Source organism: Streptomyces glaucescens, from assembly GCF_002154375.1.
Classification (GTDB): domain Bacteria; phylum Actinomycetota; class Actinomycetes; order Streptomycetales; family Streptomycetaceae; genus Streptomyces; species Streptomyces glaucescens.
Genome location: NZ_MUND01000628.1, coordinates 1 through 18874 on the forward strand (window position 1 = coordinate 1; position 18874 = coordinate 18874).

At 70.2% G+C, this 18874-nt stretch carries 15 protein-coding genes and 1 pseudogene; 9 read left to right on the plus strand and 7 right to left on the minus strand.

Annotated elements, in window-relative coordinates:
- Nucleotides 1-804 (minus strand): hypothetical protein (locus CCN42_RS33410; protein WP_086741199.1); only part of this gene is annotated, 804 nt, incomplete at its 3' end.
- A 672-nt stretch (nucleotides 805-1476) separates the two neighbouring features.
- Here CCN42_RS33410 and CCN42_RS33415 point away from each other — a divergent pair.
- Together CCN42_RS33415 and CCN42_RS33420 are read left to right on the plus strand one after the other, a co-directional pair.
- Complete coding sequence (locus tag CCN42_RS33415; protein ID WP_086741179.1) at nucleotides 1477-1965, plus strand: DUF4265 domain-containing protein; 489 nt, start codon at nucleotides 1477-1479, stop codon at nucleotides 1963-1965.
- 711 nt (nucleotides 1966-2676) lie between these two features.
- Nucleotides 2677-3219 (plus strand): DUF6368 family protein, encoded by a 543-nt coding sequence (locus CCN42_RS33420; protein WP_143662108.1) that lies wholly within the window; start codon nucleotides 2677-2679, stop codon nucleotides 3217-3219.
- A gap of 20 nt (nucleotides 3220-3239) precedes the next feature.
- Here CCN42_RS33420 and CCN42_RS33425 read toward each other — a convergent pair.
- The 3 genes and pseudogenes from CCN42_RS33425 to CCN42_RS33435 form a co-directional block, all read right to left on the minus strand.
- Nucleotides 3240-3536, minus strand: a pseudogene (locus CCN42_RS33425) (transposase); the annotation flags it as partial.
- 325 nt (nucleotides 3537-3861) lie between these two features.
- Entirely contained in the window at nucleotides 3862-5994 is a 2133-nt protein-coding gene (locus CCN42_RS33430; RefSeq protein ID WP_086741183.1) for a GH32 C-terminal domain-containing protein, read from the minus strand.
- Nucleotides 5995-6132: 138 nt separating this feature from the next.
- Nucleotides 6133-6720: a hypothetical protein gene (locus tag CCN42_RS33435; RefSeq protein WP_169731572.1), complete on the minus strand. Its 588-nt coding sequence runs from the start codon at nucleotides 6718-6720 to the stop codon at nucleotides 6133-6135.
- On the opposite strand from CCN42_RS33435, the gene CCN42_RS33440 reads away from it, so the two are divergent.
- Nucleotides 6684-7988: a glycoside hydrolase family 32 protein gene (locus CCN42_RS33440; protein WP_245877583.1), complete on the plus strand. Its 1305-nt coding sequence runs from the start codon at nucleotides 6684-6686 to the stop codon at nucleotides 7986-7988. The genes CCN42_RS33435 and CCN42_RS33440 overlap by 37 nt on opposite strands.
- Nucleotides 7989-8168: 180 nt before the next feature.
- Complete coding sequence (locus CCN42_RS33445; protein WP_086741187.1) at nucleotides 8169-9137, plus strand: carbohydrate kinase family protein; 969 nt, start codon at nucleotides 8169-8171, stop codon at nucleotides 9135-9137.
- A gap of 178 nt (nucleotides 9138-9315) precedes the next feature.
- Here the strand turns inward: CCN42_RS33445 and CCN42_RS33450 are convergent, their stop codons facing one another.
- The gene (locus CCN42_RS33450) at nucleotides 9316-9759 is read right to left on the minus strand and encodes a PaaI family thioesterase (RefSeq protein WP_086741189.1); all 444 of its coding nucleotides are present in this window, start codon (nucleotides 9757-9759) and stop codon (nucleotides 9316-9318) included.
- Between the two features lie 705 nt (nucleotides 9760-10464).
- Nucleotides 10465-11025 (minus strand): TetR/AcrR family transcriptional regulator, encoded by a 561-nt coding sequence (locus tag CCN42_RS33455; RefSeq protein ID WP_086741191.1) that lies wholly within the window; start codon nucleotides 11023-11025, stop codon nucleotides 10465-10467.
- A 119-nt stretch (nucleotides 11026-11144) separates the two neighbouring features.
- Here CCN42_RS33455 and CCN42_RS33460 point away from each other — a divergent pair, with 119 nt between their 5' ends.
- The 3 genes from CCN42_RS33460 (at nucleotide 11145) to CCN42_RS33470 (ending at nucleotide 13505) form a co-directional block, all read left to right on the plus strand.
- On the plus strand, nucleotides 11145-11831 hold the full coding sequence (locus tag CCN42_RS33460; RefSeq protein ID WP_086741193.1) for an SDR family oxidoreductase: 687 nt from the start codon (nucleotides 11145-11147) through the stop codon (nucleotides 11829-11831).
- 184 nt (nucleotides 11832-12015) lie between these two features.
- A complete protein-coding gene (locus tag CCN42_RS33465) occupies nucleotides 12016-13020 on the plus strand; it encodes an NADP-dependent oxidoreductase (RefSeq protein ID WP_086741195.1) in 1005 nt (334 codons plus the stop codon).
- 95 nt (nucleotides 13021-13115) lie between these two features.
- Nucleotides 13116-13505, plus strand: coding sequence for a VOC family protein (locus CCN42_RS33470; protein WP_086741202.1), 390 nt, complete (start codon nucleotides 13116-13118; stop codon nucleotides 13503-13505).
- A gap of 448 nt (nucleotides 13506-13953) precedes the next feature.
- On the opposite strand, the gene CCN42_RS33475 is transcribed toward CCN42_RS33470, so the two are convergent.
- On the minus strand, nucleotides 13954-15147 hold the full coding sequence (locus CCN42_RS33475; protein WP_086741196.1) for a carboxylate-amine ligase: 1194 nt from the start codon (nucleotides 15145-15147) through the stop codon (nucleotides 13954-13956).
- 385 nt (nucleotides 15148-15532) lie between these two features.
- On the opposite strand from CCN42_RS33475, the gene CCN42_RS43905 reads away from it, so the two are divergent.
- Complete coding sequence (locus CCN42_RS43905; protein WP_211294848.1) at nucleotides 15533-15952, plus strand: hypothetical protein; 420 nt, start codon at nucleotides 15533-15535, stop codon at nucleotides 15950-15952.
- 1461 nt (nucleotides 15953-17413) lie between these two features.
- Nucleotides 17414-18859: an FAD-dependent monooxygenase gene (locus CCN42_RS33480; protein ID WP_086741198.1), complete on the plus strand. Its 1446-nt coding sequence runs from the start codon at nucleotides 17414-17416 to the stop codon at nucleotides 18857-18859.
- The last annotated feature ends 15 nt before the right edge of the window (nucleotides 18860-18874 follow it).

Here is an 18874-nt window from a genome sequence, read left to right on the forward strand (position 1 = left end):
GTGACCGGCCGGCCGGTCACGGTGGGTGCGTCGGCAGGCCCGCTCTCGGACGAGGTCGAGCCAGGCTCCACGGCGCCGGGTGTCGAGGCCGACCCAGGCACCCCGGGTGTCCGGCGGCCCCGCGAACCACCGCTCCCAGATGGGCCGGGCGTATTCGGGAACGGGCGTGAAGAGCTCTCCGTCGAGCTCCAGGTCGATCAGATCCGTCCCGTAGAACGATGGGCGCCAGGCGCTGACTCTGGCCCAGAGCAGGCGTTCGGTGAGCGGCTCGCCCTGGTCGTCCTGTATCTCCAGGGCGGCCTGCTCCAGGTCCAGCGCCCGCCGGCTGCCCTTCATCAGTGCCACCCGCAGTTGATCATCCTGGGTGAGCCCCCGCAGGACGAGCGGGGGCGCCGACTGCTTGGGCGGCAGGACACGGGCGAATTCTCGGCAGGAGCCCAGCCAGCGGTGCCCGTCGTGCACGCGAACTCGGCCCCTGTGTCCCTCGGGTGGGCCTTCGGAGTTGCCTAGGCCGGTGAGTACGAGACTGTCTGTCCCCAGGGGCTGGCCTACGCTCTCCGCGTCCTCCAGCAGCCAGGGATCGAGCGTGTCGTCGTCCGGCACCAGCCACACTCGGTCGCCGACCCAACCGCGCACTTCTGCCTGTGGAACCCAGCCGAACAGCTCGTGGGTCCCCCGCTGGGGCTCCCCGAACAGCCCTTCCACCTCGGCGCAGACGCCCCAGACATGCCCGTGCTCCTCATCAGCCAGGGTGTACCGCGCGCGCCTGCGATGGCCCTCGTCTTCATGCACGGTGGGAATCATGCCGGGACCAGGTTTCCATGGCGAAGGCATGTCCCGCGTGGTCGGTCGCGATGCCTCGAGGCAGCTGGTCATTGACCACCCGTACTGGGCGCGCGGCACGGCAGTCAACAGATGGTGCAGCGTGACGGCCAAGACGTCGGTCGCGGCGTCCAGCAGGACGAGGACCGCGCGCGCCGCGGCCAGGCTGAGCACCGCCTTGATCCAGACGGCGATCTCATGCCATCCGGCGTTCCGGGCCTGGACCTCCCCCCGCCGCTGGTAGAGGAAGCCGCCTTCCTCCCAGGACTGCCGCCATGCGGTGCGCCGTCCGGCGCTCGGCAGGGAAGTGCCGATCCCAGCAGGCGTTGGAGAACCTGAACCCCTGGAGGGATCTGTGTGCACAGAGGCCGAGCAAGGCCGCGCATTTCGGGAGGTCGCCCTCCAGCAGCCGCGTGGTCGTCCGGCGGCCCGCGCCCTCGCAAGTCCCGCTCAGAGGGAAGCCCTTACGGTTCCGGGCAGGCACAGAGTGTCCCAGTTATGGAGGTACACCCCATCGCGCCCTGAGTTACAGACAGCGTAAGGGTCACCGGGGAGTACGAACTCCGGCCAGAGGCCACGCAAGGCGTCGAAGATTGTTCTCCGTTCGTGAGGTGATCGTTTCCCAGCGTGGCAGCTGCTGTGGATGATGGTGCCGTGACGAGCGTCAGGGATGATCATGTGAAGGTCCATTTCAGGCTGGAGGTGGACGAGGACGGCTGGCCGCCGGCAAGCGTGGAGAGCTTGTGGGCAGTGGACCTCGGCGACGGGACCGTGCGCCTGGACAACACTCCCTGGTTCGTACGCGGAGTCGCCAGCGACGACATCATCCGGGTGGAGGTCGACGAGGAAGGAGCCCGCTGGGCCGGTGAGACGGTGCGGGCTTCGGAGAACTGCACCATTCGGCTGCTCGTCCTGAAGGACGGCGGCTCATGTGCCGCGCGGCAGACCGTGCTGGAGACGTTTCACCGTCTGGGCACGACCGGTGAGGGGATCGAGCAATTCCGGATGGTGGCACTCGATGTCCCACCAGATGCCGACCTGCCTCGGATACGGAGGCTCCTGGAGCACGGCGACGCCAAAGGATGGTGGCACTGGGAGGAAGGTTGTGTCACCGCGGCCTGGCGGGCCACGGCAACGAAGTGACCCCTGCAGGCATGACGGCAGTACGGAGGGCTACGAGATGACCATCTTCCGCTGCGTCGGCTGTCGACAGCCCCTGACGGACGAAGTGGAGTCCGGAGAGCCGGTGCAGGGGCCGGAGCGGCCGGCCGGCCACGCGATTGCCTCCCCTCGGATGGCTGCGGGGACCTTCAAGGTCAGTTTCGATGCCAGGCTGCTGATTGTGCATCCGGATGATCTTCCGGGGTCGCGCGGCACCCTGATGCACGGCGTCTTGCCGGTTGCTGCGGGCCTGCGGGCCTTCCGGCCTGGACGGCCCCAACCTTGTCTGCAGTGGCTGCGGTGCCGAAGTGGCGACCAAGGAGTCGGACTGCTGGACCGACAATTATGTCGCGCTGATCGCTGCCGCCATTACTGACGAGCCCACAGCGTCATAGACGTGTCCGCGGTCGCTGCGCGGTCTCGCCCCTGCGGAACGCGCCACGGTCATCACCGCCCTGCCCGCCTACGAGGCCCGCATTGGAGCAGGCGGGCGACCAGCATCGGAACGCACAGCCGTGTTAGCGGGCTCGACGGAGTCGGTATAGCGCGGCCTGCTGCCACAGCCGCTCTCGCTCTCACCAGCATTTTCCCGTGGCTCTGTTCATGAGAACGGGCTCTGGCTCAACTTCTGTGATGCGTGCACGCTGAGTAATGAGGTGGGGAAGGTAGCTCCGGCTGGTTAGGCTCCGAGATATGAGCGGACCGGTGTTGGTGATCGAGTTGGCGGAGGCCGTCCCCCGCGCGGTGATTCAGCGGCTCCGCGACCTTCTGGTTCGCTCCTCGGCACGGCTCGAGGAGAAGCGGGTTGGCGAGTACGACCTGAACATTCGCGTGGAGAGCCTCGGCCTTTCGGAGACCGGGGGCGTCGGCGGAAGCCGGCCTGTCCTGGTCTCCGTCATGGGGCCCGGCATCGGTGACGAGTCCGTATTCGAGGCCGAGCACGCCGATGAAGTCGATCAGGAGTCTCTTATCGGCTTCACGCCGACCCACGCCGTCAATGTCGTCGCCTTCTGCAACCGTCCAGTCGACCACGCCGTCGCGGCCCTGCTGTCCGCCGCCGTTATGGACGTGGTCGATGGAGTCGTCAACGCCGAACTAAGGGAGGACCAAGTGCCATTGGTGGCCGGCCTTCCCGGCGTCATCGCCACGACGACCGGTCCATGGCCTGCCGCGTACGGTTCGGCGGAGTTCCTCAGAGCCTGGGCTCAGCAGCCTGGCTTCCGGTTGCTGAAGTAGCCGGAACTCGGCCAGCCAGCTCAGGCGAGTAGTACTCGCTTGCGTAACAGCATGAAGCCCGCGCGGCCGAACATCTGGCGCTTGAGCATCTTGATCCGGTTGACGTGTCCTTCGACGACGCCAGAACTCCACGGCAGAGTGAGGCCGGCGATGACGGCGTCGCGGTCGCGGTCGATGCCCGCGGCGAGGGTGTGGAGGCTGGGCAGGTCGTCCTGCCGGACGGCGTCGAGCCAGTCGGGCAGGCGCTCGCCCTGGCGCTCGGTGAGCATGGTCGCGAAGGATCGGACGTGCCCGGTGAGGGCGTCGAGTTCGGAGCAGTGCGGCCGCAGCCGCCGACGCCGTACGCGCATACGCCGCCCGCGCCCGGGCCAGCGCCGACCAGTTCGCCAGCGTCCTGGAAGATACCACGCCGACGGGGCTCGTCAAAGGGGGTCTGGTCGGCGGTTCTGGTTCGCCCAGCACAACGTAGGCGAAGCCCAGAGGGCCGAAGCCGCACCGCACGTCAGACCATGCACTCTGCGGACCAGGCCGTGAACTGCGCGAAGCAGTTGGACGCCTGCAGCCCCGAGCTCAGGAGCCCGGGGCTGCAGCGGCCAGGCTTTGGGCCGGGCTGTGTTGCCAGTGTGTGGTCGAGCGCCTGGGTCAGTCGGTCATGCTGCCCATCTTCCAGACGGTCATGGATCTGACGGTGCTGCCGTCGCCGAAGAGCCGCAGGCCGAGGGAGTCCTGACGGTACGGGTAGGCGCGCGTGGTGATCGACTTGTGCGAGTTGGCGTAGGCCTCGATCACCGAGCGGTCGACGAACACCTCCAGCGTCAGCTGTCCGTTCGAGAGTGCCAGCGGCCCCTTGTGGACGCCGACATTCGGCTCGGCGCTGGAGTTGTTCCCGGACCTGGAGCGGTCCACTCCCAGTTGCGCGGCGGCCGTGTCGTAGAAGAGGCGGGTGCTCTCTTCGTCTCCCGGGCTGCGCAGGACGTCGAGACCGAACGTGCCGGCGGTGCCGCGTTCGAGCGTGACCTTGATGTGCAGCATGTCGCCCTTGACGTGGGTCAGGCGCTCGTTGACGGCCGCGATGGACGTGGGAGTGGTGATGTCGACGAGGGGTTCTCCGTCGTGGAGGCGTGAGATTTCTTCGACGGGACGGAATCCGAGGTCGCCGTCGGGCCGCATGGACAGCTCGACGGGCAGGCCGGCGTTGTGCGCCCAGCCGGCGTCGTAGTGGGCGCGCTCGGTGCGTCGGTCCTGCGCGATGCTGAAGACGAGCGAGCGTCCCTTGTCGTCCACCATGCCGCTGGGGCCGGTGAAGTGCTCGCCGTAGTCCATCAGCTTCGGCTCCGTGGTGTCCGGTGTCCAGCGGCGGGCCTGAGCGTCCCAGGTGCCGACCCAGTAGTAGACGTACTTGCTGCTGTACTCGCCGGGGCCGGCGGGGAAGGCCGGGTTGATGAGCAGGGCTCGGCGTTCGCGGCCCTGGGCGTCCTTGCCGATCGGCAGGAAGGTGGGCAGTTCCCAGACCTGGCCGGTCTTGGGGTAGGCCGCCACGTCGCCGACCATGAGCGGTCCGGAGTACGTCCAGTCGGTGAGGTTCCTGGATGTGTAGAGCAGGGCCGTGCCGCCGATGTCGCGGCCGTCGGTGGCCTGGACGCCGGAGCCCATCAGCTGGAACCAGGTGTCGCCCTCCTGCCACACGAACGGGTCGCGGAAGTCGCCGAAGCGGACCTTGCGCCCGGCGCCGACGTCGAGGTCGGCGGTCTGGCTGGTGACGAGGGTGGGGTGCATCTTCCACTCGACCAGGTCGCTGTCGCCGGGGTCGACGGGGCGGGCGAGGCCGGTGGCCTGGTTGGGACGCTGGGAGTCGTTGCCCGCGGTGAACAGCAGGACGGGCACGCCGTTCTCGTCGTAGGCGGCGTCGCCGGACCAGACCCCGTCGGGGGCCACGCTGTCCTCGGTGGGCGCGAGTGCGACGGGCAGGTCGCGCCAGTGCACCAGGTCCTCGCTCACCGCGTGGCCCCAGGCGATGTTGTGCCAGTAGGGGCCGTGGGAGTTGTGCTGGTAGAAGAGGTGGTACTTGCCCTTGTACTGGATGGGGGCGTGGGGTTCGTTCATCCAGTGGTTCGGGGCGGTGAAGTGGTAGCCGGGACGGTACCGGTCACCGTCGTACCGGGAGCGGTCCATTTCCATCTGGGCCTTGGGGGTGGTGCCGCCAGCGAAGGTCTGCACGTCCTTCTGGTGGCCGGCCGTGACCGACGCCGGGATGAGGGCGCTGTTGTGGATCTTCACCTCGTCGATGAGTCCGTTGAACATGTTCACGGCGAACGTGCCGTTGATGACGGCGGGCTGGTTGTGACGGCCGATGATCAGGGGGACGTCGGCCTCGGCCAGCCGTGCGGTGGTCGGGACGGAGCTCTGGGCGACCTGCTCGCCGTTGAGGAAGAGCCTGATCGCTCCCTCGGTCGGGGCGAACACGGCCGACAGGTGCGCCCACTTGCCCGCGGCCAGGGCCGCCGGCTTCGGGACCGTCGTCTCGTACCACGCTTCGCCGGTTCCGATGCCAAACTGCCACCTGCCGTGCCGGCCGACACCGAGGGAGAAGCCCCGCTTGGCCGCCTTGTCCTGCTGGTTGACGACGGCGGACGGTTTGCCGTCGTCTCCCCACTCGAACGCGCGCGGCGCGACCCAAGCCTCGACGGTCAGGCCGTCCGTGGGCAGCTGCGTCTGCGCTGCGGCGCGGGTGACCCAGGTGGAGTAGCCGTCGAACAGCAGGGCGCCGGAGAGCACACCGTCGGCTTCGTTCTTCTGGCGCCAGAGCGGGGCGCTGTCCGGCTTGTACCGCGCGTCGTTGAAGACGTAGCTGATGGGGTCGGCGGCCCGGCTGACCTTCTCCCGGGTCGTGGTGCCCTGACCCTCCGCGAAGTCCTAATGGGCGGCGAGTCCCCTCCGGGAGGGATCGGGTGCGGGGTCGGTGCCGACGCGGACGTCGTCGAGGTTGATGTGGCCCCAGCCGCCGGTGGCCTTGTCCACGAGGGTGATGCGCAGTTGCTTGCCGAGGTGTTCGCGGGCGTCCCAGGTGACGCGGCGGTATGCCTCGTCGTCGGTTCCGGTGGCCTTGTGCAGGACGGATCCGTCGAGGGTGGTCAGGGCGGCGTAGAGGTCGTTATCGTTACGGCCGCCGGAGACCAGGACGCTGACCATGCCGGTACCGGTGAGCGTGAACGGCTCGGACGTCACCGTCCCGGTGGCGGCGTCGCCGCCCGCGGCGAACCCCCACAGATGGTAGGAGCCCTGCTGGTTGAAGCAGCAGCCCCAGCCCCAGCCCGGGTCGTCGGTGACCGACCCGTTGAAGGCGGTTCCGGTGGTGGTCCAGCCCCTGAGGTCGCCGGACTCGAAGCCGGGGTTGGACAGGGTGGTCTCGTTCGCGCTGGCGGTCTGCGTCATCAGGGGTGATGTCAGGCCCAGGCATATCGCGAGTGCGAGCAGCAGACGCAGCAGACTGCTTCTGGTCACGTTCGCGCGCCGTTGCCTTCGCCCCCACGCCCGGGGGCGACGACGCCGACGGCTGCTACTCAGGCAACGCCGTCTCCGTCGACGGCCGCATGGTGGCCTTCTACTCCGCCCACCGCAACGACCGCTGGTGGCAGCCAGTCACGACCGCCGAGTCACACGACAACGGCCACACCTGGGCCAAGCGCCCGCACCTGCTCATCCCCGAACCGCCCGCCGGCACCACCATGTACCGGGACCCCTACGTCTGGCGGCAGGACGGGCGCTGGCGGATGCTGGTCGGCTCCGCCCTCGACGACGGCCGCGCCGCGGCACAGCTGTACGAGTCCGACGACCTGGAGCACTGGACCTACCGCGGCCCCTTCCACAGCAGCGACGCCGCCGAAGGCCCGATCGGCTGGGAGTGCCCCCAATACGCCACCTTCGGCGACCACGGTGTCCTGATCCTCAGCGACTGGACCCCCCAAGGCGGCCCCAGCCACACGACCGTCGTCACCGGCCGGGAGAAAGACGGACGCTTCGAAGCGGCCGCGAGCCCGGTGCCGCTGGACCACGGTCCCGACTTCTACGCCCCCGCTCTGCTGCGAGTCCCCGGAGAGGACCGCTGGCTGATGTGGGGCTGGGCCTGGGAAGCCCGGGACGAAGCCTGGGCACATGAGGCGGGCTGGGCAGGCGTGCTCACGCTTCCCCGAGAAGTGAGTCTCACCGCCGACGGAAAGGTCGCCCAGCGCCCCGCCCGCGAACTGCTGGCCCTGCGTGGCCCGCGCGTCCTCCACGGAACCGGGCATGCCACCCGGCACGAGCCCATCGAGATCGGCCAGGTCGGCCACACCTTCGACCTCACCGCTGTCCTCGTGCCGGACACCACCGGTACGAGCGGACTGCGCCTGATCACCTCGACCGACGGAGCCGAGTACCTCGACATCAGCCTCGACCCCACGGCAGGCCGCCTCGTCGTCGACCGCACCCACGCCTCACCGGACGCGCGGGCACGAGGAGGGGCGTACACCGCGCCGTGCCCGACCGCGAAGCGCCCCAACACCCCGGTCGAACTCCGCGTGATCGTGGACCGCTCGATAGCCGAGGTCTACCTGGCCGAGGAGCAGGTCCTCACCCTGAGGTTCTACCCGTCCACCGACGGACCGTGGCGGCTACAGGCCCGTACGACAGGGTCAGGGCGCAGCGAGTTCGCCGTCGCGGCCTGGAACCTGGCCCCGCTGGACATCCGGAAGGTGTCCCAGCCGGCGCGCTGGGCAGCACAGAGCGCTTGATCGCCGGGCCGCACGAGCTCTGAAGGCCGGCCCACCCGCACACGGACAGGCCCCGCGCCCTCCGCACCGTGTGCGGCGGACATGCCCACCGCAGCACCTCACGCCGTTTTGGCGCCCTCGGCTGCGTTCCGTGGCGCGGGGCGACAGCCCCGCGCCCTTACTGAGAGGCAGACAGTCACCATGGCCCGACCCGGGTCCCCCGGCAGTGTCGACGTCCTCGGCGAGTGCGTCGCCGACATCTTCGAGGACCGCGACCGGTCCGATTCCGGCGGCCTGGCCCTGCGGGCGCTGGCCGGTGGCGGCCCGGCCAACACCGCTGTCGCCCTCGCCCGGCTCGGCACCCCCACCCGCTTCCTCGGCCGTCTCTCCGACGACGCCTTCGGCACCCTCTTCCGTGCCCGCCTCAGCGCCTCCGGTGTCGACCTGACCGGCAGCGTGACCAGCTCCGAGCCCAGCACGCTCGCCGTCGCCGACCTCGACGCGACCGCCCAGGCCGCCTACACCTTCTACGCCGACGGCGCCGCCGACTGGCAGTGGACCGACAGCGCACTCGCCGCAACGCGCAACGACGACACGGTCTGCCTGCACACCGGCTCCCTCGCGCTGATCCGTCGGCCCGGCGGCGGCCGCATCGAGGAACACCTCGCTCAGGTGCGCGAGCACGCCACCGTATCCATCGACCCCAACGTCCGCCCTCTGCTCGTACCGGCCTCCGCCTACCGCGAACGGCTGCATCACTGGTGCGCCGTCGCCGACGTGCTCCGCCTCAGCGAAGACGACAGTGCCCTCCTGGCTCCCGGTGCCGGCCTCGAAGAGGCCTGCGACACCTGGCACGCCGCCGGCGCGCGTCTCGTCGTCATCACCCTCGGCGGGCGCGGCGCCCTCGCGTCCCTCGACGGTGTGCGCGTCACCGTCACAGCCCCTCCTGCGGCGGTCGTCGACACCGTCGGCGCCGGCGACTCCTTCACTGCGGGCCTTCTCCACCGCCTTGCCGACCTCGGGCACTTGGGCGGCCGACTCGGCGAACTGACCCTCGCAGACGTCGCTGATGCCTGCTCGTTCGCCGCTCAAGTCGCCACCCTGACGTGTTCGGTCCCCGGTGCGAATCCACCCTGGGCGGACGATCTCGCCATTGCAGGTCGACGCTGACCGAAACACGATTGGGGCACGCGAGCTCAAGGTCCGCGAGCTGATTTGCAGCACGTTCGCTCTATCGAGTTCGTCAGCGGATCGACACCCGCGCCTACAGGTTCTGCGAGGGCTGGAGGGCCGGGGTGATGGCCTGCGTGCCGCAGCGGCGGCGGGGAGCCGACTGCGGCCGGACCACCTAAAAGATCATGCAGGTGGTGGTGGCGTGGGCAACGAGCCTGCCCTGCTCGTCGAGGACCTTCCCTTCGGCGGTGGCGGTGCGGCGGCCGGCGTGGATGACGGTACCGGTGGCGGTGAGGGTCTGGCCGTCGGTGCGGGCGGCGCGGATGTAGTTCACCTTGAGTTCGAGGGTGGTGTATCCGGTGCCGGCGGGGAGGGTGGTGTGGACGGCGCAGCCCATGGCGGAGTCGAGGAGAGTGGCGGCGATGCCGCCGTGGACGGTGCCGAGAGGGTTGGCGAAGTCGGGGCGGGTGTCGAGGGAGATGACGATGCGGCCGTGTTCGACCTCGTCGAAGCGCATGCCGAGCAGGCGGCCGATGGAGGGGATGTCGGTGGGGCGCTCGGTCTGCACCCAGCGCATCAGTTCCAGGCCCGTCATGGTGGCGAAGTCGGTGGTCGTCACGGTTGTTCTCCTTGCATGGTGTTGGTGTGCCGCTGCCGTGGGAGGCGGTGTGTTCGTCAGGCGGGAACGGGCTCGATGCGGGCGGGGGCGTGCTTGTGCCAGGGGGTGCCGGCGATGGCGTCGCGCCAGGTGAGGTCGGTGAGGGTGTTCAGGGCGACGCCGGTCAGTCATGACGGGGGCCCTGGACTCGCTCAGCTCGACGCGCTGAACCAGAGGGAACTGGACGTCGTACCGGCAGGCGGAGTCCGGCATCAGCGGCGCGCAGGCGTACAACTCCTGGACGTGCCCGCGCCTTGGCCGCGATCACGGCGCCGTCACCGCCGACCGGCAAGACGTCTCGCACACGAGGCACCGGCCGACGCACGGCCACGACCTGTCCCAGTGCGCCATGGTCTCCGTCTCCGGCCGTACCGGCGACGTCGCGGAGCTGATCACCCGCCACACCTCGCCCTCGCCGCCGCGGCGCCCAGGGTGCCCGGGCCCCGAACTGCGCCCGAGGCGGGAACCGCCCGATCGGCGGCGTGCGGCTCGGCCAGGTCGGCATCCTGGAAACCGGTGCCCCCGGCGTCGCCCCGGAGGGCTGGATCCGGTGGGGTGCATTGCCGCGCCGTCCAGTCGTGCGGGGCGTGCCGGGGGAGCCGGCTGCGCTGTCGGCGACGTGGGGGCGAACGTCCCTCGGCGGGCTGCCCGGCAGCGCGGCACGGATCAGCCGGATGCGGCCAGTGCCGCGCGCGCGGTGGTGAGAATCTCCTCGGAGAGCGGGGAACCGCTGGTGGCCCGGGCCAGGACGAGTGCGCCGAGCATGGTGCACAGCCGGGTGATGCCGTCCTGGTCCTCAGTGGTGAGCCACTCGGCGAAGTCGCCCACGCCCTCGGTGTAGATCCGGCGGGCTTCCTGGCCTTCGCCCCCGCGCGCCATGTCGGTGACGAGTGCGGCGACGGGGCACCCGTCCGCCGGGCTGTCGCGGTGTCCGGGGGAGAGGTAGGTGTCGATCAGCGCCTGCTGGGCGGCGCCGCGCTGCCCGCCGTGCTGCTCGAGTCCGTCCTTGTGGCGCCGGGTGAGTTCGTCGAAGGCGTGGGCGGTGGCTTCGTCGATGAGTGCATCTTTGTTGGCGAACTGCTTGTAGAAACCGCCGTGGGTCAGTCCGGCCGCCTTCATGATGTCGGCGACGCTGGCGTGAGTCCCCTGTTCCCGGATCAGGCGGGACGCGATTTCCACGACCCGCCGGCGGTTCTCCTCGGCCTGCGCCTGCGATACGCGGCCCATCGGCCACCTCCCGATTGGATGTCGACTGGCATCTATCCTAAACCGGTGATTAGATTGTGGTTGTAATCTAAATTCGCGCCGCCGGCCGCTCGCCGGCGGTCGTCACGCTGGGAGTGGACATGGAACTGAAGGACGCGGTCGCGGTGGTCACCGGCGCCAACCGGGGGCTCGGACGGCATCTGGCCGCCCAGCTCGTCGAGCGCGGAGCGACGGTGTACGCGGCGGCCCGGCGCCCCGAGACGGTGGAGCTGCCCGGGGTCACCCCGCTGCGCCTCGACGTGACGGACGAGGGGTCGATCCGCGCCGCGGCGCGCATCGCGTCCGATGCGACGCTCCTGGTGAACAACGCCGGCATCTCCACCGGAACTCCGCTGATCGCGGGCGGCCCGGACGCGGTGCGCCTGGAGATGGACACGAACTTCTTCGGTCCGCTCGCCGTGACGCGGGCCTTCGCCCCCGTCATCGAGTCCAACGGCGGCGGTGCCGTGCTCAACGTCCTGTCCGTCCTGTCCTGGCTGCACCCGGCCGGCCTCGGAGCCTATGCGGCGGCCAAGGCCGCAGCGTGGGCGCTGACCGGCGCGGCCCGGGAGGAGCTGGCGCCCCGCGGCATCGCCGTCTCGGCGCTGCACGTCGGATACATGGACACCGGCATGGCCGCGAGCGTTCCCGCCGACCAGAAAGCCGACCCCGCCGAGGTCGCCGCGCAGGCCCTGGACGGCATCGAGGCGGGACTGCCCGAGATCCTCGCCGACGAGATCACCCGGCACGTGAAGCAGAGCCTGGCCGCATCGCCGGACGCGGCCTGAGGCGCACAGCGCTCCACCGGCGCTCGATATCCAGCGACGTACACGGCGCCGGTGGCGGCCGCCCCACCGCGGCGGCGGGGCTCCGGGAACGCGAATCAAACATCACAAACTATGGCCTACTGGTGAAAGCCGGTCGCGGTCAGTGGCCACGTCCCCCTGCGGACGACGGGAAACGGAGACGACGATGAAGGCCTTCATGATCGACCGGTACGGCGACCAGAACGGCGGTCGCATCACGAAGACGCCAAACCCGCAGGTAGGCGCCGAGGACGTCCTGATCCGGGTCCACGCGGCGAGCGTCAACCCCCTGGACTTCAGGATCCGCGACGGCGGCTTCAAGGCGATCCTGCCGTACCGTCTCCCCCTCGCTCTGGGCAACGACCTCGCCGGGGTGGTGGTCGAGGTGGGACCGGACGTCACCCGCTTCGCCGTGGGCGACGAGGTCTACGCCCGGCCCGACAAGGACCGCATCGGCACCTTCGCCGAACTCATCGCCGTCCACCAGAACGACCTGGCACCCAAGCCGGCCACCCTCACCATGGAGGAGGCCGCCTCCCTTCCCCTGGTCGCCCTGACATCGTGGCAGGCACTGGTCGAGAGGGCACAGGTCCAGCCGGGTCAGAAGGTCCTGATCCACGCGGGCTCCGGCGGAGTGGGCACCATCGCCCTCCAGCTGGCCAGGCATCTGGGCACGCACGTGGCCACCACCGCCAGCGCGGCCAACGCCGGTCTGGTCAAGGAACTCGGCGCGGACGTCGTCGTCGACTACCGGACACAGGACTTCGAGGAGGTCCTGGACGGCTACGACGTCGTCCTGGACACCCTCGGCGGCGAGACCCTGGAGAAGTCCCTGCGGGTCCTCAAGCCCGGCGGAAAGGTCATCAGCATCGCGGGGCCTCCCGACGCGAACTTCGCCCGCGAGCTGGGCGCGAACCTGGTCCTGCGGCAGGCGATGAACGCGCTGAGCTGGAAGACCCGGCGCCACGCCAAGCGCCAGGGCGTCACCTACTCCTTCCTGTTCATGAAGGCCGACGGCGACCAGCTGCGCGAACTCACCCGGCTCATCGACGCCGGAGAGATCCGCCCCGTCGTCGACCGCGTCTTCTCCTTCGGCCAGACCCGCGAAGCGCTGGAGTACGCCGAGAAGGGCCACGCCAAAGCCGGCAAGGTCGTCATCACGATGAGGTGAGAGCCCCCACCGCGCCACCGGTACGTCTCGGCAACGAGAGGACTGCGCCGCGACCGACGCTGAGCGGCCCTGTGATGCCCTGGGAAGATCAGGGCATGGCGGACTCACCTATGCAGATCAATGCCCTCATCGTCGATGCCGCTGACCCTGAGCGGCTTGCCACGTTCTGGTCCCAGTTGCTTGGCCGGCCGGTCGTGGGCCGCATGGGACCCTATGTGTGGCTGCGGCGCGAGAACGGCCTGGGCCTGGGCTTCCAGCGAACCGGCGAGCCCAAGTCTGCGAAGAACCGTATGCACTTCGACGTCACCTCACCCGACCCGCCCGCAGAGCAGCGGCGTGTCGAGGCGCTCGGCGGGCGTCGGCTGGAGGAGTACGACGCCGGCGGGTTCCTGGTGATGGCGGACCCGGAGGGCAATGAATTCTGCATCATCCCCGAAGGCCCCTTCGAACTCGATGACGAGGGGCGCGCGAACTACCTCCTCTGACCGCATACGACAACCTCCGCATCAGCTCACCGGGCGGGCTGGACATCGGCCATCTGGTCCCGCTCGCCGAGGCCTGGGACTCCGGCGCCTCGGCGTGTACGCCCGCTGAGCGCGAGGCTTACGCCAACGACCTCGGTGACGAGCGTTCGCTGATCGGGTCAGTGCCCGCAGCAACCGGTCCAACGCCGACCAGGACCCGGCCGAGTGACAGCCCACCCACGTGCCGTGCCACTGCCAGTACGTCACCGACTGGGTCGCCACCGAGATCGCGCTGGCAGCTCGCCGTCGACAACGCTGAGCGCGACACCCTCACCGACGCCATCGTCGACTGCCCGAACGTCCCGGTAGACGTCACGTTCGCCCGGTAGCCACGCACGAGCGCAGGCAGGGCCAGTCCGGTGCCTGGCCACCGCCGCGACAAGGGAAGTGAGGCGCCCGCGCTTCGGTATCAGCCGACCGTGCCGCCGGCCGCCGTCCTGCGGCGGTACGGTCGGGCGACACCGGTGGGGACCGGGGCGTCCGGCAGCCGGGTGGCCGGGGCCATACGCCGTCCGGCTCGCCCACCGCGGGTCTCGTCGGCCATCAGGTCGACGCCGGCGAGCAGGTCCTCGGCGGCGGCCGCGCCCCGCATGCGGTGGGCGGCGCTCCCGTCGATGAGGGCTTGCTCAAGCAGAGCGTGCACCGTGTCCCAGTCGCCGGACGCCTCCAGTGCCGGGCGCAGGCGGTCGCGCATGCGGCGCAGCACCTCGGGGGCGGGCGCGGCTCGCCGGGTCTCCGGGTCCACCAGATTCCCCTCCAGGCCGGAGCGGGCCGCGCGCCAGGTGGCGCCACGGAGCCACTCGTGCCGGCCGTCACAGACCGGGCCGTTGGCGTGCGTCAGCCGTTCGCAGGCGTCGCGCACCAGTGCCCGGAAAAGACCAGCGACCAGCACCACCGTCTCCGCCCGCGGGCAGGCGTCGCAGATGCGCAGCTCCAGGGTGCCCTGGTGGGCGGAGGGCCGCACGTCGTGGTAGACCATCCCGGCGTCGCTGATCACCCCGGACCTGATCAGCTCCTCGATGGCGGAGTCGTAGTCCTGCGCGCTCGCGTGGCAACCCGCCGGACCGGCGGTGGGCCAGCGCTGCCACAGCATGGTGCGCCAGCTGGCGTATCCGGTGTCCGCACCCAGCCAGAACGGCGAGCTGGCGGACAACGCCAGTAGTGGTGCGAGCCACGGGGACACCAGGCACATGGCGCGCACGGCGGTGTCCCGGTCGGGCACGTCGACGTGCACCTGGGCGCTGCAGATGAGCTGCTCGTCGGCGACCTTGCGGTACTCGTCGGCCATGTGCCGGTACCGGTCGTCCTCGGTGACGTCCCGGGGGCTGATCCGGGCGAGCGGCACGGTGCCGGCCGCCACCACGGCCAGCCCGAGCGAGGAAGCCGCCGCGTCGAGCCGGCGCCTGGCCCCCGCCAGGTCCGCGTACAGGTCGTCGAGCGTGTGGTGCACCTGGCTGTTGCTCTCCAGCGCCGACTGCTGGAGCTCCGTTGTGAAGCCGGGTCTGTCCAGGCGGTCGAGAACAGCGCGGCCCCGTGGCACCAGGTGCCCGCTCTCGACATCCACCACGTGGAACTCTTCCTCTGCCCCGATGCGCAACGTCACGCGTGTTCCCCTTGCCGAGTCAACCGGTCGGCCGCCGCAGCGCAGGCCGATCCAGGCGTTCCGGATTCCCCCAGCGGTGCGGCACAATCATGCGGATACCACCCTGGGCCACGGGGCCTCACGGAGACGGGCTCCAACCGTCGAAGGACTCGTGGGCGGGTCTTCTGAAACGCCCCACACCGCGTCGCCGCTCTGCTTGTCCACCCCTCGTCCAAGACCGCCGATTGATCTGTCCAGCGGTACCCTGCGCTAGCTGACCACGCGGCTTCGTGCCCGGCAGCGAGAGATCGGAACCCGGTGCCGTTGAGGGGCCGTCTGCTCAAAACGCTGGAAGCGGCGACGCACCAGCACCCACGCCAAGATCCGCTGTGTCGGCGAACAGGCCATGGCCACCCTGAAGGGCTGCGACTCCATGAGTTTTGACATCTTCGTATGCCGGTTCAAGAACGGTGAGCCGGCGCCGTTGGACATGAGTGCCGCGCATGAGGTCCTCGGCCCCTATGCAGTGGTGCAGGACCCCGAGACGGACTTCCTGCTGGTGAGTACGGCGGAGGGGGAGGAGGCGGGTGTGTACTTCAACAGCCCGACCGGCATCACCTTCAACCGCTTCGGAGGCGACGGGATCATGGACCTCCTGGCCGCCCTGCTGCGACGGCTGGATGCCGTGCTCGTCGTCCCGGGCGGGCCGACCATAGTTCGGCGGGGCGCGGACCGCGAGCGTCTGCCCGCCACCCTCAGGGACGAGTGGCCCGTCGTCGTGGCCCGTACCGGCGCTGAGATCGACCAGGCGATCCGGGCTTCCTGAACGAACGGGCGAGGGGCCTGTCCAGTCCACCTCCGCACCGGGAGCTGGTCGAGCGCGTCGCGCACGGGCAGTGTCACCGTCTGTCCCGGCGCGCGCGGCTGCGAAGGCGGGGTGGCCGCCGCGGCGTCGTGTGGGCGGCGATCGGGAGGAGCAGGGCGGCGACAACGGCAGCCGCGGTACGGGCGAAGCGCAGGGAACAGGGGTCCCTTCGAGAGAGAGCACCGTTCCGCTACACCTGCACCACCGCCGAGGGATATGAAGCCGTCGGGCTTCCTCGACAACCCCGCCAGCGGTGTCAGCACCTCGGCCCGGGTGCCGCAGCCGTCCTTGTCGGCGTCCATCCAGTGCCTGAACTTCGAGCGCTCGCAACCGGTGGGACCGCACCCTGCCCCAGGCGCGGGTGCGACTGACCGCCCGCTCCTGCGCTCCGGCGTGTTCTCCTGACCGGCCAGTTTCCACGCTGGCGCGACTGCCGGCCAGTACGCCTCCGTCATGGCGGCCACGCCAAGATGTGATGCATCGGCCAGTAGGCCAGGCTCATTGCGCCGCCCGAACGCCGCGGCACCATCAAGCAGGTCTCTGCCAACAGATCCGGCGGGCCGGCGCGGACCTGTCGAGCGCGCCGTCGCCTGAGTGGGAAGACCCCGCATGTCGCAGTCGGCCCGTGCACATAGGGCACGGGCCGGACCTACTGTGGTCGGCAGCTTGCTTTCCCGTGCATGATCCCTGTGGGTCTTCGTTCCGAAGGTCCCGTGTCCCTGCGCCGGAGGTGGGCGGTCCCGCTACCACGGGGGATGGCGGCGGGACCGACGTGCTCGGAGGGGGAAGCCGAGCTGTTGCCGTGCTGCTGCCCGGGATCAGCGGCTGTATGCATGGACGAGTCTCGCGGTAGCCGCCCCCTGCTGCTCGCCTGCCAAGCAAGATCGTCGACCACACGGCCATCACCGGGCACTGCACCGACATCACCGAGGCCCGCACCGAGCGCGCCCAAGAACCCGGCTCCGCCTCCACAGGGCCCGCTGGGCACCCGACATTCCGCCGCGCTTCAGGGCACCCGCCCGCCATCCCCGGCGGGACCGGAGGCCGGCCCCGACCCGACCGCGCCGTTCCTGTCGCTGAAGCCGGGGGAGTGGAGCATCCCGCGTGTGCCCCTGCGCCACGACCGCGCCGCTATCGCCACCCGCGTCCCTCCTTTTTTACGACCCGACCAGACCACCGACCGCGCGGCACCAGCAGATGCTCCTCTTCTTCGCCCCTGAGCCGCGGCCCGCCCACAACATCGTCCGCCGGGTGACCTCACGGGGAGGACCTCGTTGTTCTCCCCCGTGTCGAAGAAGTGGGCGTTGGTCAACACTCGTTTGCCAACGACTGTTGACAGCACCCTCAGCGCCTCGCTACGTTCGTCAACGCGCGTTGGCCAACAACTGTTGGCAAACAAAGCGTCGGCACCAGGAGGCCACCATGAACGGCACCGCCACCCACCGCACCGTGATCGTCGTCGGCTCCGGCCCCACCGGCCTCCTCCTCGCCGGTGACCTCGCCACAGCCGGCGTCCCCGTCACGCTCGTCGAGAAGCGGCCGCGCAAGATCAGCAACCTCTCCCGCGCCTTCGGTGTGCACGCCCGCACCCTGGAGCAGCTCGACGCCCGCGGCCTCGCCGACGAACTGCTCACCACCGGCGACACCATCACCGGCCTGCGGCTCTTCCGCCGCCTCTCCCTCGATCTGAGCACGCTGCCCTCGCGCTACCCGTTCCTGCTCATCACCCCGCAGTACGAGGTCGAGCGGCTCCTGGAGCGGCGGGCCCGGGAGGCCGGGGTCGAATTCGCATACGAGAGCGAGGTCGTGGGACTGCGGCAGGACGACGAGGGGGTCGACCTCGACCTGCGCGGCCCGGACGGGGAAGCCGTCACCCGCCGGGCGGCCTACGTCGTCGGCGCCGACGGTCACCGAAGCGCCGTACGGGAGGCCATCGGCCTGGACTTCCCCGGTGTCTCCGTCATCAAGTCGCTGATCCTGGCCGATGTCCGGCTGGCCGAGAAGCCCGAGGGCGTCCTCACCGTCAACGGCCGCGGCGACGCCTTCGCCATGATCGCCTCCTTCGGCGACGGCTGGTACCGGGTCATGGGCTGGAACCGTCGCAACGAGGTCTCCGACGACGCCCCGCTCGACCTCGACGAGGTCAAGGAGATCACCCGCCGCGCCCTGGGCACCGACTACGGCATGCACGACGCCCGCTGGCTCTCCCGCTTCCACAGTGACGAGCGCCAGGCACCGCACTACCGGGTCGGGCGGGTCTTCCTCGCCGGAGACGCGGCGCACATCCACTCCCCGGCGGGCGGGCAGGGGATGAACACCGGCCTCCAGGACGCCGCCAACCTGAGCTGGAAGCTCGCCGCGGCCGTCCAGGGCCGGGCGCGTGAAGGGCTCCTCGACAGCTACGAGGCCGAGCGCCACCCGGTCGGCAAGACGGTGCTGCGCAGCAGCGGCGGACTGGTCCGGCTGGCCCGCGCGCGCAATCCGTTGCTGCGCGCCGCCCGCGCCCTGGTCTCCGCGTTCGTCGACATGGCCCCACCCGCCCAGCGCAAGGCCCTGGGCCAGATCACCGGAATCGGCTATGCCTACCCCGCACCCCGCGGCGCCCACCGTCTCACCGGCACCCGCGTCCCGGACGTCGCCCTGCAGGGCGGCCGGCTCTACGAGGCGCTGCGCGGCGGCCGGTTCGTGCTGATCACGCCCGGGACGTACGGAGGCCCCGGTGTCGGTGAGGGGTGGCTGACCGTGGAACGCTGGGCGGGCGACCGCCGGACGACCGTCCTGGTACGGCCCGACGGATACGTGGCCTGGGCGGCGGAGGATGCGGACGCGACGGGGATCGAGGAGGCGGTGGCCCGGTATCTGGGCTAGCGCGTGTCTCTTTGA